This window comes from Heyndrickxia sp. NPDC080065 (genome assembly GCF_050281185.1).
GTDB lineage: Bacteria > Bacillota > Bacilli > Bacillales > Bacillaceae_C > Heyndrickxia.
Genome location: NZ_JBNNWS010000004.1, coordinates 21,677 through 39,824, shown reverse-complemented (window position 1 = coordinate 39,824; position 18,148 = coordinate 21,677). Strand labels below are relative to the sequence as shown.

14 protein-coding genes are annotated in these 18,148 nt (G+C 35.0%); 13 read left to right on the top strand and 1 reads right to left on the bottom strand.

Going from position 1 to position 18,148, the window contains the following annotated elements; translation table 11 throughout:
- Window positions 1-3 precede the first annotated feature (3 nt).
- Window positions 4-624: an arylformamidase gene (gene kynB / locus ACQKP0_RS05215; RefSeq protein ID WP_427404764.1), complete on the bottom strand. Its 621-nt coding sequence runs from the start codon at window positions 622-624 to the stop codon at window positions 4-6.
- A gap of 786 nt (window positions 625-1,410) precedes the next feature.
- Here kynB and ACQKP0_RS05210 point away from each other — a divergent pair.
- The 13 genes from ACQKP0_RS05210 (at window position 1,411) to ACQKP0_RS05150 (ending at window position 18,061) form a co-directional block, all read left to right on the top strand.
- Window positions 1,411-1,590 carry an H-type small acid-soluble spore protein gene (locus ACQKP0_RS05210; protein ID WP_427404763.1) on the top strand — a complete coding sequence of 60 codons (180 nt, stop codon included), beginning with the start codon at window positions 1,411-1,413 and terminating at the stop codon, window positions 1,588-1,590.
- A 316-nt stretch (window positions 1,591-1,906) separates the two neighbouring features.
- Entirely contained in the window at window positions 1,907-3,532 is a 1,626-nt protein-coding gene (locus ACQKP0_RS05205; protein WP_427404762.1) for a diguanylate cyclase domain-containing protein, read from the top strand.
- A gap of 448 nt (window positions 3,533-3,980) precedes the next feature.
- A complete protein-coding gene (argC, locus tag ACQKP0_RS05200; RefSeq protein ID WP_427404761.1) occupies window positions 3,981-5,018 on the top strand; it encodes an N-acetyl-gamma-glutamyl-phosphate reductase in 1,038 nt (345 codons plus the stop codon).
- Between the two features lie 13 nt (window positions 5,019-5,031).
- The gene (gene argJ, locus ACQKP0_RS05195) at window positions 5,032-6,276 is read left to right on the top strand and encodes a bifunctional ornithine acetyltransferase/N-acetylglutamate synthase (protein ID WP_427404760.1); all 1,245 of its coding nucleotides are present in this window, start codon (window positions 5,032-5,034) and stop codon (window positions 6,274-6,276) included.
- A 21-nt stretch (window positions 6,277-6,297) separates the two neighbouring features.
- Window positions 6,298-7,080: an acetylglutamate kinase gene (gene argB, locus ACQKP0_RS05190; protein ID WP_427404759.1), complete on the top strand. Its 783-nt coding sequence runs from the start codon at window positions 6,298-6,300 to the stop codon at window positions 7,078-7,080.
- Window positions 7,074-8,270, top strand: a complete 1,197-nt coding sequence (locus ACQKP0_RS05185) for an acetylornithine transaminase (protein WP_427404758.1) — start codon at window positions 7,074-7,076, stop codon at window positions 8,268-8,270. The genes argB and ACQKP0_RS05185 overlap by 7 nt, the downstream gene beginning before the upstream one ends.
- A 2-nt stretch (window positions 8,271-8,272) precedes the next feature.
- Window positions 8,273-9,349: a carbamoyl phosphate synthase small subunit gene (locus tag ACQKP0_RS05180; RefSeq protein ID WP_427404757.1), complete on the top strand. Its 1,077-nt coding sequence runs from the start codon at window positions 8,273-8,275 to the stop codon at window positions 9,347-9,349.
- A complete protein-coding gene (gene carB / locus ACQKP0_RS05175; RefSeq protein WP_427404756.1) occupies window positions 9,336-12,545 on the top strand; it encodes a carbamoyl-phosphate synthase (glutamine-hydrolyzing) large subunit in 3,210 nt (1,069 codons plus the stop codon). The genes ACQKP0_RS05180 and carB overlap by 14 nt, the downstream gene beginning before the upstream one ends.
- A 19-nt stretch (window positions 12,546-12,564) precedes the next feature.
- Entirely contained in the window at window positions 12,565-13,530 is a 966-nt protein-coding gene (argF, locus tag ACQKP0_RS05170) for an ornithine carbamoyltransferase (protein ID WP_427404755.1), read from the top strand.
- A gap of 279 nt (window positions 13,531-13,809) precedes the next feature.
- Entirely contained in the window at window positions 13,810-15,036 is a 1,227-nt protein-coding gene (locus ACQKP0_RS05165) for an argininosuccinate synthase (RefSeq protein WP_427404754.1), read from the top strand.
- A 129-nt stretch (window positions 15,037-15,165) separates the two neighbouring features.
- Window positions 15,166-16,545 carry an argininosuccinate lyase gene (gene argH / locus ACQKP0_RS05160; RefSeq protein ID WP_427404753.1) on the top strand — a complete coding sequence of 460 codons (1,380 nt, stop codon included), beginning with the start codon at window positions 15,166-15,168 and terminating at the stop codon, window positions 16,543-16,545.
- Window positions 16,546-16,737: 192 nt separating this feature from the next.
- Window positions 16,738-17,382, top strand: coding sequence for a TetR/AcrR family transcriptional regulator (locus tag ACQKP0_RS05155; protein ID WP_427404752.1), 645 nt, complete (start codon window positions 16,738-16,740; stop codon window positions 17,380-17,382).
- Complete coding sequence (locus tag ACQKP0_RS05150) at window positions 17,372-18,061, top strand: MBL fold metallo-hydrolase (protein WP_427404751.1); 690 nt, start codon at window positions 17,372-17,374, stop codon at window positions 18,059-18,061. Before ACQKP0_RS05155 ends, ACQKP0_RS05150 begins: the two co-directional genes overlap by 11 nt.
- Window positions 18,062-18,148: the final 87 nt, after the last annotated feature.

Genomic DNA, 18,148 nt, shown 5'->3' with positions numbered 1-18,148 from the left:
CTCCTATAAAGTTCGTAAAATAGCACGTACTGGACTTCCGTCAGCTTCTTGAATAGATAATGGAAGTGCAATAAGCTCGTAACATCCAGGAGGAACATCACGAAGAACAATATTTTCAAGAATATGTACACCATTATCAAATAAAGAATGATGTGAATCGAGTGTTTTACTGTCTAGTGGATCAACTGAAGGGAAGTCTACACCAATTAACTGAATTCCTTTTTCCTTTAAGAATGGAGCTATGTCTGGTCGTATAGTTGGAATAGTTGTTGGAAACACGTTGGAATCCAGTGATGTATCCGTTTTCAATAAAAGGCGTGCTTCGTTTCCTAAACTAAACTTTTCAAGTTCTGCAGCACCAATACTATTTAATTGCGAAACATCTATAACGCGTGCGAGTCCTACATATACTGATAAATTAAGATCCTTGATTTTTCTTCCTTCATTATCGAAATGGAACGGTGTATCAATATGTGTCCCTGTATGTGTGCTCATTATAACTTTCCCAATATTTACGGATCCACTATGCTCCTTTGTTACAGCAACTTCATAGGTAAATGGGGTATCACCAGGCCATACAGCAATTGAATTCGTTAACGGTTGTGAAATATCGATTATTGTCATAGTTCCTCCTCAAAAAACGATGTGATTAAGTAAATTTAAAATAATTAAATTAATTTTTGGTCTTACTATACAATATCATATCAGAAAATTCCGGATAATATTAATGGATTTTGAGAAGTGAAAAAAATGGAATAACCTAATGTTTCTAATGAGGTTCAACATCATATAAAATAAAAACCCGGCCAAATGGCCGGTATATAAAAGGGGGGGAACTAGACTTTTTTTGGGGGGAGTCTAGTTAATTAAGTTCTTGCTGCACTACTCTTGCAACTGTCTATATCATATAACTTGAATACTAAATCAAAATGAAAGCTAGATTATAAAATAATGAGAAACAATATTGTCACAAATTGTTTAGATGATTTAAATTATTGTTCAATGCTAATAGGGTTAAAGATATCTTTAATATCATAATTATGAATCGAAACCTTCATGCATAGAACGGTAACTTTATGTAAAATAAAAGTAAGTTCAATAAAGAAGACCATACTATATTTATCATTAACAAAGCCATTAAATAAAAAATTCCGACAATCGCTTGCCGGAACAAAAAGATATATATTAAAAGGGGTGAAACTAGGATAACCTAGCTCTTTTACATTAATATAAAAACTATAAAAAAGCATGAAAAAAAGATGATAAATTAATGAGAAACAAAATTGTCACATTTATGAAAATCTATCTTTAATTTTTTTCTCTAATTAGATTTACAAGTCGCTTTTCAATTGAATAAAATCTTCTTTCTTCCATAAACTAAACCGATCAAAAATTATGGAGGAATCAAATGTGGAAGCAAGAAGAGTAAAACAAATACTTTCATCATCAGCGGATATCGAAGTCAAATACCATGGTGCTTCTGTTTGGATTGATGAACTAAATGAAGATGAAAAATTGGCCACGGTTCATTTAAGAGGACCGCTTGAGGAACGATCTCAAGTTTCAATTGCAGACTTAGAAGAAACATAAATAAAAGTGGAGGCTAACCCAGAGTGATTTGAATATTGGGTTAGCCCCTTTTTGTTATTCAGTTTTTAAATTTCTTCTCTATTAAAAGTTGATGTGGAGGGATAAATTACCAATAGAAATTCTAATAATTTACTAATATAATGTATTATTGGATGTTTTTTTATATTATAAGAATTTTGTTAAGTGGGATCCGCTTAAAAATAGCATACGAAAATATTAAATCGGCAAACTCGCTGATTTCTACCATCCCACCCCGATTTCTGACATCTAAGAAGCCTTCTTATTTCTCAATATCATAAATAGGTGTGATATAAAAATGTTTATAATGATGACTTTATTTGCCTGTTTTCCACTAATTATAGGAATACTGGGGCTATTTTTATTAAAAAAATCTAGAATATCAATCGCATTGTTCATGTTCCTTGTCAATATTATTTTATGGCAATTGGATGTAGCAGTGCTATATGCACATAAAATATTAAACATTGAAACCATTGATTTTCTATTTCGATTATTTCGAAGTGGATCTATTTTTTTGGCACCCAATTTATTATATATATCCTATCTTGTTCTAACAGAATTAGTACCTGATATAAGAAAAAGCTTATGGAGGTATGTTTTAAATAAATTTATGATCATCCTTTTGTTTGCCTGGGGCGCTATAGTATTTCTTATTGGGATGACTCGGTATGGAATTGATAGGCTTGAAATGATGAATGGGTTCGAAGGATATTCTTTTTTATTCCCAATTGGCGGATATGGAAGTGGATTTTACCTTTCCATGTTAATCATTATGTTTACTTGTCTGTTTATTAGCTTCCTCTTGTCAAAAAAAATTACTGATAAAGAGATGAGATCTTATTTAAGGCAATTTTTATTTGCTACAACAATCGGTTATACTATTGGTTTCTTTAATATTTTCCCTCAAAGTAAATTATTGGCGAGTAGTATTGCTGTTATCGTATTTGCAACTTCTATATTTATTACTATAATAAGAATTCATCAAAAGAAAATTAAAGTTATGAATTCAGAACTGAAAAGGCAGCAGGATTTTTTACGGACTATCATTGACATGAATCCAAGCTTTATTTATGCAATCAATCAAAAAAGAGAGTTTACTTTAGTAAATAAAGCATTTGCTGAATTTTATGGTATGACACCTTTAGAGATGGAAGGAAAATCAAAAGAAATTCTTTCTTCTAACGATAGAAGAGGTTTTAAACAAGAAAATGTGAATGATGTAAAGATAACGAAAGAACAGTTTATACCTGAAGAAATTACTTTTGATAAACAAGGAAATAAAAAGTGGCTGCAAACAGTAAAGATTCCAATTCATACTTCTAATAATGAAAAAATCGTTTTAGGAGTTTCAATAGATATTACGATTCGAAAAAAACAAGAGGAAGAAATGAAATATTTAGCCTATCATGATACATTAACTGGTTTACCAAACAGAAGAATGTTTATGAAGGATTTAAAGGATCTTACAAGGAAAGCTGAGCAAGATAACAATTATTTAGCTGTTCTATTTTTAGACCTTGACCGTTTTAAATACATTAATGATACAATGAGTCATTCTGCTGGTGATACTTTGTTATCACTTGTTGCATATCAATTAGAATCTTGTATTCGGGAAGAAGAACGGGGCTATTTGGTTTATCGAATCGGCGGAGATGAATTTACAATTATTTTGCCGGATAGTCACACACTAGAGGCGGAATTATTTGCAAAGAAAATCCTTAAAAAATTTAACGAACCATTAAACATAAAAGGAAATACCGTTATTATTACACCTAGTATAGGAATTAGTATTTATCCTGAGGATGCACTGGATGCGGATACACTCATGAAAAATGCAGACATAGCCATGTATTATGTAAAAGAACGAGGGAAAAACGGGTACGAAATATTTAAACCAAATATGAAAGAAACTTATTTTTGAAATAAGTAAAGTGCAAGTGCTTAGGTAAGCTACCATCTACAAAACAAGACCGTCCTTTGACTTTTCTTGCAGAGGGTTATTCGACCTCGAGGGGCTGGGCGCTAAAACTAGACAATAAGAAAAACTCCGACATCATTTACATGTCGGAGTTTTTTTGTATTCAAAATCGGAGGTGTAGTTGCCATCTTTCATTTTAAGTAACGAGCCCTAAAAGAGAATGAGAAAAACATAATAATTTGATGAGAAAATGAAAATTGAGTCCCGATAATATGTGTTAGCATTCATTAAAAGTTAATTTTAGAGAAGAAATGAATTTTTATTCAAACAAATTAAGAAACTAACAGCATGGTCATTAAAAAAATAGGTCATTTTTATTATTTTTATAATTTTTATTGTATAGTTATTCATTGGTTGTTATAATAATTCAAACCGGTAGGAGGCGATAATTTTGAATATAGGAATTGTCGGGGCTAATGGTTATGGTGGGGTAGAACTTCTTAGGCTTTTACAACACCATCCATTTGTAAAGATTAAAAAAATTGTTTCCCATTCAACTCAAGGGAATTCAATCACTCATATCTACCCCCATTTAAACAACGTTTATGATATGAATCTTGAAGCGATGAATGTTCCAGAGATTGCTAGTAATGTAGATTTGTTATTTTTTGCAACTCCATCTGGAGTGTCAAAAGAAGTGATCCCTCAGTTTCTTGAGCAGGGCATTACATGTATCGATTTATCGGGTGATTTTCGATTGAAAAATAAGGGTGAATATGAAAAATGGTATAAACAAACTCATGGGACAACAGCTTATTTGCAATCGGCAGTCTACGGATTGTCTGAAGTCTTTCGTGAAAAAATACCGGAAGCAAAATTAATTTCAAATCCGGGATGCTACCCGACAGCTGCTTTGCTCGGATTAATACCCGTATTAAAAGCAAAAATGATTGACCCAAATAGCATCATTATAGATGGGAAATCAGGTGTTTCAGGTGCTGGAAGAAACCTGTCTCTAGGAAATGCTTATGCTGAAATCAATGAAAATGTTAAAGCATACAAGCTTGCAGAACATCAGCACACCCCTGAAATAGAGCAGGTCATCAATGAAATCAGTGGAGAGAATACAAACATTTCATTTACGACACATTTAGTTCCAATGACAAGAGGAATTATGTGTACGACTTACTGCCAATTAACAGAAAAAGTGACAACAGAAAAATTGATTGATTTATACAAATCAACATATGAACAAGATTATTTTATCCGTATTCGTCCAAAGGGAGTATGGCCTGCAACGAAAGAGGTTTATGGATCAAATTTCTGTGATATTGGTCTAGTAGTGGATGAGAGAACGAATCGATTAATTATCGTTTCGGTGATCGATAATTTAGTGAAAGGCGCGGCAGGGCAGGCCATTCAAAATATGAATCTAATCAATGGATGGGATGAAAAAACGAGCTTACAAACAGTCCCAATATATCCATAAATGGAGGGTTAAAATGAATACCGTCGAGCAAGTGGAAAAACAAACTAACAGTATTAAAGTTTTACAAGGAAGTATTACAACACCATTGGGTTTTTTAGCTGGTGGTTTGCACTGTGGGATCAAAAGAATGAGATATGATTTAGGCTGGATTTTTTCCGTTGTACCAGCATCTGTAGCTGCGGTTTACACAACAAATCTTTTCCAAGCACCACCAATAAAAGTAACACAAGATAGTATTTTTACTGATCGAAAAATTCAAGGAGTTATCGTTAACTCAGGAGTTGCAAATGCTTGTACTGGTGAAGAGGGGCTGGCAAATGCTTATACGATGAGAAAAATGTTTTCCGAACAATTAGGTATTGAAGAACATTTAGTAGCGGTAAGTTCTACTGGAGTGATTGGGAATCAATTGCCAATGGAGAAAATTATAGATGGAATATCTAGTATCAATGATATACAACAACAAAATGACGCATCTGATTTTGAAAAAGCGATTTTAACGACCGATACATTTTCTAAAAATGCTTGTGTAACACTTGAAGTTAATGGAAAAAGAATAACGATTGGCGGAGCAGCTAAAGGATCAGGGATGATTCATCCTAATATGGCAACGATGTTAGCGTTTATTACTACAGATGCTAAAGTCCAGCAAACAGCACTTCAACAGGCGTTAAAAAAAGTAGTTGATGAAACCTTTAATATGATTACTGTTGATGGTGACTCAAGTACAAATGATATGGTTCTTTTATTAGCTAACGGTCAAGCCGAAAATGAAGAACTAACTCCGGAACATCCAGATTGGGATCTTTTCCTGCAAGGTGTAAACGAGGTTTCTAAAAGCTTAGCAAAGCAAATTGCTCAGGATGGTGAAGGAGCAACAAAGCTTATAGAGGTGCAAGTAAAAGGAGCTGCTTCAAATGAAGATGCAAAAAAGATTGCTAAATCAATCATTGGTTCGAATCTAGTAAAGGCAGCGATTTTTGGTGGAGATCCAAACTGGGGAAGAATTGTTGCAGCAATTGGTTATAGTGGTGTGGAGTTGAAATCAACGAAGATTAAAGTTGATTTAGGGCCGATAACTGTTGTCGATAATGGCTTGCCATACCTTTTCTCTGAGCAGGAGGCAGCCAGTTATTTACAACAAAATGATACGATTCATATTTTTGTAGATATATATGATGCTGATGGAAAAGCAACGGCTTGGGGCTGTGACTTAACATATGATTATGTAAAAATAAATGCTTCATATCGGACTTGAACATAAAGGATGTGTATCTCTTTGTCATATCTAGTGATTAAATGTGGTGGAAGTGTAATTGAGAATATTTCACCTTCCTTTTTTCAAAATATTGTGATGCTAATGAATGAACACGACTTAAATCCAATCATTGTCCATGGTGGAGGACCAAACATTTCGGATCTATTAAATAAATTAGGTATTGAAACAAGTTTTATTAATGGGATGAGAGTGACAACAGATAAAGTCCTAGATGTGGTGGAAATGGTTTTATCTGGATCGGTGAATAAATCTATTGTTCGAGAAATTATTGCATATGGCGGGAAAGCAATTGGTTTAAGCGGAGTGGACGGAATGCTCCTTAAGGCAAAACCATTAGCTTCCGAAAGTCAGCTCGGTTTTGTTGGAGAGATTATTTCTGTTAATACAGAACTTCTCACACCTCTATTTCAAAAGAAGTTAATACCGGTTATCTCACCAATTGCAATTGATGAATCTGGTCAACGTTGGAATATTAATGGGGATATGGCAGCAGCAGCCATTGCAAAGGAACTGCAAGCTCCATTATGTCTGATAACCAATGTTTCAGGTGTTATGAAAGATGGGAAAGTCCTTCATAGTATTCAAGTTCCGGATGCAGAAACGATGATTAAGGATCAGACCATAACAGGGGGAATGATCCCAAAAGTACAGGCCGCACTTGAATGCTTACAAGCAGGGGTAAAAGAAATAACGATTTTAAATGGTTTGGAAGAAAACGCAATCTTGAAATTGAATAGTGGAGAGCCAATCGGAACGAAATTTATGGAGGGAATAAAATGTTAAACGAAACTCTAGTGGATGTATCATCCTCTTTGATGAATACATACAAAAGAGCCCCTTTTACACTTGTAAAGGGGAAAGGCAGTTTTGTATGGGATATGGAAGGGGAACAATACTTGGATTTTACCTCTGGCATTGCCACTTGTAATTTAGGGCATGTACCGGAAAAGGTGAACGATGCAATAGTGAATCAATTGCAAAATCTTTGGCATTGCTCAAATTTATTTCGCATTGATGCTGGAGAAAAGCTAGCCAAGATGTTAACAAATAATAGTTGTTTTGACAAAGTTTTTTTCTGTAATAGTGGTGCCGAAGCAAATGAAGCTGCCATCAAGCTTGCAAGAATTTATGCGAAAAATATTTTAAAAAAAGAAAAGACGGAAATGATCACATTTAAACAGTCCTTTCATGGTCGAACACTTGCTACCTTAGCAGCAACAGGTCAGGAAAAAATTCAAGATGGGTTTGCTCCATTAATGCCTGGGTTTCAGTATCTTGTTTATAATGATATGGCCGCACTTGAACAAATAGAGAACATTAATCCCTGTGCAGTTATGCTTGAATTAGTCCAAGGAGAAGGTGGGGTAATACCTGCAGATTATGAATGGATTCAGGAGCTTGCTTCTCTTTGCAAAAAGAAAAATATTCTTTTGATTGTTGATGAAATTCAAACAGGTATGGGACGAACAGGTACGTTATTTGCCTATGAACATTATGGTATTGAACCAGACATCATGACATTGGCTAAAGGACTAGGATCTGGATTCCCAATCGGGGCGATGCTCGCTAAAGATTCCGTTGCGATTGCGTTTCAACCTGGTTCTCATGGAAGTACATTTGGAGGTAATCCTTTAGCGACGACAGCGGGATGTGCTACTGTTGAACAATTTATTTCAACAAAGATTCTTCCTGAAAGCAATCAACAAATGAACTATTTATGGGAACAACTAAGAGATTTAAAAAAGAAGTTTTCTATAATAAAAGAAATTCGCGGCAAAGGTTTTTTAATTGGGATTGTTATTGAGGGTGAATCAAGTAAAATCGTAGAATTAGCGCTTTCAGAGAAACTGCTTATATTAACTGCAGGTCCAAATGTTGTACGGATTCTACCTCCTTTAACTGTAACGAAAGAAGAAATTGATCAATTTCTCTTTCTTTTCAACAAGATATTGAAGGAAATGGAGTTGAAATAGTAGTGAAGGAAGGTTATTTAATACTAGAAACTGGTGAAATATTTGAAGGAACCCTAATTAGAAATCAATCGAATGTTCAAGGAGAAGTGGTTTTTAATACTAGTATGACAGGCTATCAGGAAATTTTGACGGATCCTTCTTATGCAGGTCAAATTGTCGTTTTTTCATATCCGTTAATTGGGAATTATGGTGTAAACCAAGATGATTATGAAAGTACAAAAATCCATGTTCGTGGAATCATAGTTGGTGATCTTTGTTCAGAACCTAACCATTTTAAAATGGTGGAAACGGCGGAGAGCCTTTTAGATAAATATAACATTCCTTACCTTACTAATGTTGACACAAGGGAACTGGTAAAAACAATACGTAAAAAAGGAACAGTAAAAGCGGTAATCTCGGATCAGAAAGAATCAGTTGTTCCTTTTCAGAAGGAGATTGATTTGATTAGCCAAGTTTCAACACAAAAGGTATTTACCCATGAAAATGTTGGTCCGCATGTGATACTGATGGACTTCGGTTATAAAAAATCAATTCTTCAATTCTTACTTAAATTAAAATGTAAAGTAACCGTTGTACCATTTAATTACCCTTTGGAAAAAATACGATTATTAAATCCAGATGGTGTGGTCATTAGTAATGGACCAGGGGATCCAATGGCAGTATGTGATCAACTAGGAAAGATAAAAAAAATAACCGAAGAATATCCTACACTTGGAATTTGTTTAGGTCATCAATTGATTGCCTTAGCTTATGGAGCGAAAACATCAAAGCTTCCATTTGGTCATCGAGGTGGAAATCATCCAGTCAAAGATCTTATCACAGGAAAAGTATATATTACTTCTCAAAATCACGGGTATGTGGTTGTTGATCAAACAATAGATGAAAACCAATTTTTGGTAACTTATAAGCATGTCAATGATGGTACGGTTGAAGGCTTAAGTCATCGAACACTTCCAATCCTTACTGTTCAGTTTCATCCTGAAGCCCACTCAGGTCCAAAAGATACTGAATATATCTTTGAAAAATTTGTGAGCCTATTACATCAAAATTTAGGAGCAATGAAATATGCCATACAATAAAGACATCAAAAAAGTGCTTGTCATTGGATCTGGTCCAATTGTCATTGGGCAGGCAGCCGAATTTGATTATGCAGGAACTCAGAGTTGCTTAGCTCTCAAAGAAGAAGGAATTCAAGTTGTACTACTAAATAGTAATCCTGCAACAATTATGACAGATGAGCATATAGCTGATCGTATCTATATTGAACCGATTACGATCGAAGTTGTAGAGGAAATATTAAAAAAAGAGAAGCCAGATGGAATCATTGGTACATTAGGCGGTCAAACAGGCTTAAATATGATGGTTCAAATCTATGAATCAAACCTCCTTGAAAAATACAATGTTAAGCTGCTAGGCACACCAGTTGAATCGATCCAAAAAGGCGAAGATCGGGAAAAATTTAGAGAACTGATGATAAATATAGGTGAACCGATACCAGAATCGATGATTGTTCATGAAATAGATGAGGGGCTGAAATTTGTCGGGCAGATCGGATTTCCAGTTATTATCCGCCCTGCATTTACATTGGGAGGAGCAGGAGGGGGATTTGCAGAAAACCTTGAAGAATTAAAAGCCGTCTTGAAAACGGGTCTATCTTTAAGTCCAATTCATCAAGTACTGGTGGAGCGCAGTATTAAAGGCTGGAAGGAAATCGAATATGAAGTGATCCGAGATGAAAATGATACTTGTATTATTGTGTGCAATATGGAAAATATGGACCCTGTTGGTGTTCATACAGGTGACTCCATTGTTGTGGCACCTTCTCAAACACTATCAGATGAACAATACCAAATCCTACGCAATGCCTCTTTAAAGGTGATTCGGGCATTAGGTGTTATCGGTGGGTGCAATATACAATTTGCAATCGATCCATATTCGAATCAATACTACATTATTGAAGTGAACCCAAGAGTAAGCCGTTCATCTGCTCTTGCATCTAAAGCAACAGGCTATCCAATAGCAAGAATCGCAACGAAATGTGCCGTTGGTTATCATTTAGACGAGATTGTCAATCCAGTTACGGGAAATACGTTTGCCTCGTTTGAGCCTGCACTTGATTATATTGTAGTAAAACTACCCCGATTTCCATTTGATAAATTTCCAGAAGCTGATCGCCATCTTGGAACACAAATGAAAGCAACAGGAGAAACGATGGCTATTGATCGAACATTTGAAGGTGCTTTGAATAAAGGGCTAAGATCTTTGGAATATAAAGTTCACGGATTGTCTCATCCAATGATAAAGGATCAATCAATCGAAGTATTATACAAACACCTGTCAGAGGCATCAGACCTGCGGTTGTATGCAATAGCGGAAAGTTTTAGGCAGGGATTAGAAATACATGAAGTACATGATGTAACTAAAATAGATTATTGGTTTTTAAGTAAGCTAAAAAGAATGGTCATTTTTGAGGAATCCTTAAAGAAGCATCGAATTCAAAATATATCATTAGCGAAATTGAAACAAGCGAAAGTTATGAATATGAGTGATAAATATATTAGTTCGTTAATCGGCTGCTCAGAAAAACAAATACGTGAAAAAAGAAAATCAGAGGGACTTATTCCTGCTTACAAATTAGTGGACACATGTGCAGGGGAATTTGAAGCAGCCACACCTTACTATTATTCTACTTGGCAAGGAACCGATGAAGTAGAAATATCTAATCGGAAAAAAGTATTAATTATCGGTTCTGGTCCTATCCGCATAGGTCAAGGAATCGAATTTGATTATGCTTGCGTCCATGCGGTAATGGCATTAAAAAAACAAGGCTATGAAACAATTGTTGTAAATAATAATCCTGAAACTGTTAGTACTGATTATTCGGTTGCAGATAAACTATATTTCGAACCATTAACCATTGAAGATCTTCTTCATATCATTGAAAAAGAAATGATAGAAGGCGTTTTTATTCAATTTGGCGGGCAGACAGCGATCAATTTAGCACAGGAATTAAAGAATGAAGGTATCAAATTGTTCGGTACATCAATGGAAACGATTGATTTGTTAGAGGATCGGGAGCAATTTTATCAATTGCTTAATAAGTTGAATATTCCTCACATAAGAGGAGAAATTGCCTATAATGCGAAGGATCTAAAAATAGCAGCCAATCAACTTGGTTATCCTGTACTTGTCCGACCATCGTATGTAATCGGGGGACAATCGATGTCGGTCATTCACCATCCAGCGGAATTGGAAACCTATTTACAAACGATAGAGTTTACAGAGGAACGAACATGGCCACTATTAGTCGATCAATATTTACCTGGTTTAGAGTGTGAACTGGACTGTATTAGCGATGGGAATGATGTTTATATCCCAGGGATTTTTGAACATGTTGAAAAAGCAGGAGTACATTCAGGAGATAGTATAAGTATTTTTCCACCGAAAACACTGTCTGAAAAAGAACAAAACTACTTAGTTGATTTTACAAAACGAATATGTGTAGAAGCAGGAATTGTCGGAGTAGCCAATATTCAGTTTGTTATACATCAGAATCAAATCTATTGTTTAGAGGTAAATCCGCGAGCATCTAGAACAGTACCTATTCTAAGCAAAGTGACAGGTATCCCAATTATCGACATAGGCGTGTCAGTACAAATAGGAAAATCGCTTAAAAAAAATGGATTAGCATCGGAGACTGCTTATGTTGCAGTAAAAGCACCCATTTTTTCATCGAGTAAATTAAAAGACATGGATCCTATTCTTGGACCGGAGATGAAATCAACAGGTGAAGTACTTGGATTAGGTAATACGTATGTAGAAGCAATGAGTAAAGCGTTAGGGCATCAACAATTGAAATTTAAAAAGAGAGAGGAACAAAATTCATTAGTATTTTGTTCGATAGCAGATCGTGAAAAGGAAGAGTTTGTACAACTTCTTAAAAAATTAAATAAATTACCATTTAGAATTGTAGCTACTACCGGAACAGCTCAGTTTTTAAATCATCATGGAATAAATGCAGTAAGTATTAATAAAGTACACGAAAAATTGAATGATGTTTTTAAAGAGGATGCTCTATCAGCAGCGATAATTATCCCGACAAAAGGACGGGATAAAGAAACGCTAGGAAGTTATATGAGGGAATTGACTCTTCGCTATGATATTCCGTTATTTACTTCATTAGATACATTTCATGCTGTTTTATCTATACCAGTTACAAAAAATATATCCGCTATATCTTTAAATGATTACAAATACAACTTTATGAATAAATAATTAGGAAGGATGAATTGATATGTCCAATTTAATTAAATTTGAAAATAAAAATAAACCTCTACGAAATAAAGATTTTTTAACTCTAGGGGAAATGACTAGCGAAGAGATTTTATTTTTAATAAAGGATGCAATTGAATTAAAAAAAATACAAAAAGCAGGAAGCTCACAACCAATATTACCAGGGAAAGTACTTGGAATGATATTTGAAAAATCATCCACACGTACCCGTGTTTCCTTTGAGGTAGGGATGCTCCAACTGGGAGGTCACGCAATATTTTTGAGCTCGAAAGATATCCAGTTAGGAAGAGGAGAAACAATCGAGGATACAGCTAAAGTGCTATCCCGTTATGTTGATGGACTGATGATTCGAACCTTTGAGCATGAGATCATAGAAGAATTTGCTAAGCATTCAACTGTTCCAGTCATTAATGGATTAACTGATACTCACCATCCTACACAGGTGTTAGCTGATTTACTAACGATTTATGAGCATAAAGGAAAGCTTGCAGGATTGAAAATGTGTTACGTTGGTGATGCAAATAATAATATGTGCCATTCCTTAATTGAAGGTGCAGCAAAAGTAGGGATGAACATTTCCATTGCTTGTCCAAAAGGATATGAACCAAATGAAAAGATTATGAATAAGGCGAAGGCAGATGCAAAGAAGCTTGGTTCAGTCATTGAACTTGATTCCGACCCGATAAAAATGATTAAAGATGCAGATATTGTGGTCACGGACGTCTTTACTAGTATGGGACAGGAACAAGAAGGTAAAAAAAGATTGATAGATTTACAAGAATACCAGGTAAATGAATCATTATGCAGATATGCAAAAGAAGATTTTATTTTTTTACATTGCCTTCCAGCACATCGTGGAGAAGAAGTAACCTCATCTATAATTGATGGGACACATTCAGTTGTATTTGATGAAGCAGAAAATCGTCTTCATGCCCAAAAGGCTGTTTTGAAAGCATTAATGGGATGAACTTGTATAAATGAAGGTTGTTTTTGGATAGACTGTTGTTTTTCGGATAGATTCTCAGGGCAAGAATAATTTTGTTACGTGCTCTTTTCCCTAAATAATAAGTCTTTAATTCCAATGGGACGATAAATTAGAACCGTAAAAATCCTAGTGCCGATTTTTACTTGATGTTAAAAACAACAAGTTTGAAAAGAGCCTAAAGAAACATGAGATTATTTATTTTTTTGATTGACATGCATAAAAATACGTGTTTATAATTATTTATGCAAAGGAGAGATAGAAATGACGAAAGAAAAAATTGTTTTAGCCTATTCAGGTGGACTAGATACATCTGTTTCAATTAAATGGTTACAAGAAAAATACGGTTATGATGTAATTGCGTTAGGTATAGATGTTGGTGAAGGGAAGGATCTGGAAGCTATTCGCCAAAAAGCGCTCAATGTTGGGGCAATCAAGGCAGTGATGGTTGATGGGAAAGAATTATTAGCGAAGGAATATATTTTACCAAGCTTAAAAGCTAATACATTGTATGAAGGAAAGTACCCATTATCATCAGCTTTAAGTCGACCATTAATTTCAAAGCTTCTTGTTGAAGTTGCAGAACAAGAAGGGGCGGTAGCAGTTGCACACGGATGTACTGGAAAAGGGAATGACCAAGTACGTTTTGAAGTGTCTATACAAGCATTAAATCCATCATTAAAGGTTGTTGCACCTGTTCGTGAATGGGGCATGACACGCGATGAAGAAATTGCCTATGCTGAGCAGAATGGAATACCAATTCCAATTGATTTAGATAATCCATTTTCAATTGATGCTAATATTTGGGGAAGAGCATGTGAAGCAGGAGTATTAGAAAACCCGTGGAATGAAGCCCCTGAAGAAGCATTTGCTTGGACCAATCCAATTGAGAAGACACCAAATGAAGCCGAATATATCGAAATTACTTTCGAAAAAGGGGTTCCGGTTGCACTAAATGATCAGCCAATGGAGTTGGTGGAGCTGATTGAATCATTAAATGAATTAGCAGGCAAACATGGAATTGGAAGAATTGATCATATTGAAAATCGCTTAGTAGGGATAAAATCACGTGAAGTTTACGAAAATCCTGCAGCGCTTTTATTAATTAATGCTCATAAAGAACTAGAATTCTTAACACTTCCTCGTGAAGTAACACAATTTAAGCCAATGGTCGAACAACAATTAGCAAAGCTTATTTATGAAGGACTCTGGTACTCTCCATTAAAACCAGCCATTGATGCATTTATAGAAGAAACACAACAAACTGTTACAGGAAAAGTTCGTGTGAAATTATTTAAAGGTACACATGTAGTTGTCGGACGACAGTCACCTTTTAGCTTATATAATGAAGAACTTGCTACTTACTCAAAAGGGGATATGTTTGATCACAATGCGGCAGTAGGTTTCATTAAACTATGGGGATTACCTACGAAAGTTTATTCAGAAATTCACTCACAAAAAAAATCAGACTTTGTTAATGCTAAGTATTAATATGATCAGCTGTATGGTATGTGTGAAGCGATATTTTTACGTAGTAAAACTTAGCTGAACACATTCCATACAGCGTTTTAACAAATCCTAAAATAAAATTATAAACTAGTAAACTTTGGAGGCAAGAACATGTCAAAACTTTGGGGCGGGCGCTTCACAAAGGAAACAAATGAATTGGTAGAAAAGTTTACAGCATCGATTTCGTTTGACCAAAAGCTTGCATTGGAAGACATTGAAGGTAGTATGGCACATGTGCAAATGCTTGGTGAGTGCGGGATTATCCCAATGAATGATGTTGAATTAATTAAACAAGGCTTGAAAACGATAGAGAATAAAATCATTAACGGAGATGTTCAATTTTCTGTTGAAGATGAAGATATTCATATGAATATAGAAAAGATGCTTCTTGAGGAAATCGGACCTGTCGGTGGAAAGCTTCATACAGGAAGAAGCAGAAATGATCAGGTAGCAACTGATATGCACCTATACTTACGAAAACAAACATTGGAATTGATTGAGCTAGTTAAAAGTGTTCAATCATCATTACTTGTACAGGCAAAGGAAAATGTTGAAACAATTATGCCTGGCTACACTCATTTACAAAGAGCTCAACCAATTCTTTTTGCCCATCATCTACTAGCTTATTTTTGGATGTTTGAAAGAGATAAAGAAAGATTAATCGATAGTTTAAAACGAATCAATTGGCTTCCGCTTGGAGCTGGTGCATTAGCGGGAACAACTTTTCCAATTGACCGCGAGCGTACGGCAGAACTATTAGGATTTGAAACGGTTTATCCGAATAGTCTAGATGCAGTTAGTGATCGAGATTTCATATTAGAGTTTTTATCCATTGCTTCAATCATGATGACTCATATTTCTCGCATTTCCGAGGAATTAGTGATTTGGTCTAGCCAAGAATATCAATTTGTTGAACTCGATGATTCTTTTTGTACGGGATCTAGTATTATGCCGCAGAAGAAAAATCCGGACGTTCCTGAACTTTTGCGGGGGAAAACTGGCCGTGTCTATGGAAATTTAATCGGTTTGCTAACGGTTCTAAAAGGATTACCATTAGCCTACAATAAAGATATGCAAGAAGACAAAGAAGGGATGCTTGATACCGTAGAAACGTTAAATGGCTCACTTCGACTACTTGCACCAATGATCGAGACGATGACCGTTCATAAAGAGAAAATGTATTCAGCTGTAGCACAAGACTATTCAAATGCAACAGATATTGCGGATTATCTTGTTACAAAAGGATTACCTTTCCGTCAAGCACACGAAATTATTGGAAAAATTGTTCTCTTTGCCATACAGCATAAAAAGTATTTGCTAGATTTAACGATAGAGGAATACAAATCATTTAGTCCATTATTTGGAGAAAATATTTTTGAAGTCCTTCAGCCAAAACATGTGGTGGAAGCAAGAAATAGTTATGGCGGAACATCGTCTGAGCAAGTAAAACAGCAAATTCAATTAGCGGAAACAAAAATTATTTCGCATTAATTAAAAGGCCTATTTCACCTATGTGAATAGGTCTTTCTTAATGCTTTTTGAATGAATAGTAATAAAAAGATTTTTGAAAATGGTAATATTCCACTTGTTTTTTTACTAACCATCGGTTATATTGTAACCAACGGTTAGTAACCGATGGTTAGTTCGGTTAAAACAAATGAGAGAAATGAGTGAAAGTTTATTATGGTAAGTAAACAAGAGCAACGTGCTGAAGAGACAAAGAAAACAATTCTTATTGCTGCAGGGAAGCTTTTTTCTGAACGGGGGTACGATTCGGTAACAATGAGGCAGATCGCTAAGGAAGCAGGTTGTTCACACACTACCATATATCTTTATTTTAAAGATAAAGAAGCATTGTTACACCAACTATCAATGCCATTTTTACATGATTTATATCAACAATTACAGCAGATATCACTTATGGATACAATCTCAGCTGAAGATAGACTTAAAAGAATCAGTCGCAAATATATTCATTTTTGCCTGGTAAACCGCAATATGTATTCCATTTTCATTAATGCAAAGTCATCCAAAGTGGATGAAGAGAATCCAGACCTAGAGATTAATAAACTCCGAGTGAAGATGTTTGGGATTATCAAGCAGGTTCTTGGGGAATGTCTTGGTATTCCAAATAATGAACAATTAATAGCCTATTCACGTATTTTTTTCTTCAACATTAATGGAGTTTTGAATACTTACTCATATCCACATGAACCTATTGAAGTATTAATGGAAAGATTAACACCAACTTTTGATCTGTCTATTGAAATTCTTATCATTGGTATAAAAGAAAAATTGAAAAGAGGAGAAGATAAGGATGAAAATTGAAAAGGTTTCAGAACATATATGGAGTTTGAGAACATGGATGATTATTCCTATACATGTTTGGGTAGTTGTAGATGATGAAGGTGTTACATTAGTAGATGCAGGTATACCTAGTATGGCAAAAGGAATAATGGAATTTATTAAACAGCTAGATGCTGGTCCTCTTCAAAGAATTATTTTGACCCATGGTCATTCAGATCATGTTGGTGCAGTAAAGAAAATTTTAGCAGAAAAAGAAGTGCCAGTGTATGTACACTCAGTTGAAGTTCCTTATATGGAAGGGGATCTCCCATATCCAAGACGAAAAAAAGCGGAACAGACGGTAGCGAAACAAATTGCTAAACCACTATTAGAAGATGAGCAAGGTAATTTACAGAGAATAGGGGAACTAAGTCCATTCTTAACACCGGGTCACTCGCCTGGGCATGTTGTATATTATCACGAGAAAGACCAGGTGTTACTAGCAGGTGATCTCTTTACCTCTAAAAAAGGTAAGCTGCATCAACCAATGCCTATGTTTACAGCAGATATGAAGGAAGCAGTAAAAAGCAGTTCAATCGTAAAACAATTAAAACCGAGACGATTAGAGGTTTGTCATGGAAACTCGGTAAGTAGTCCAGCCGATTATTTCGATAAATATATCGAAACAATGGAAAAGAAATATGGATATAATACCAAATAAAATATTCATCTCTAAAATATGTATTTAAGGTTTACAATGTAATAGTTTCCTAGGGGTTATGACAAACCAAGAAAGGACAGACTTCCA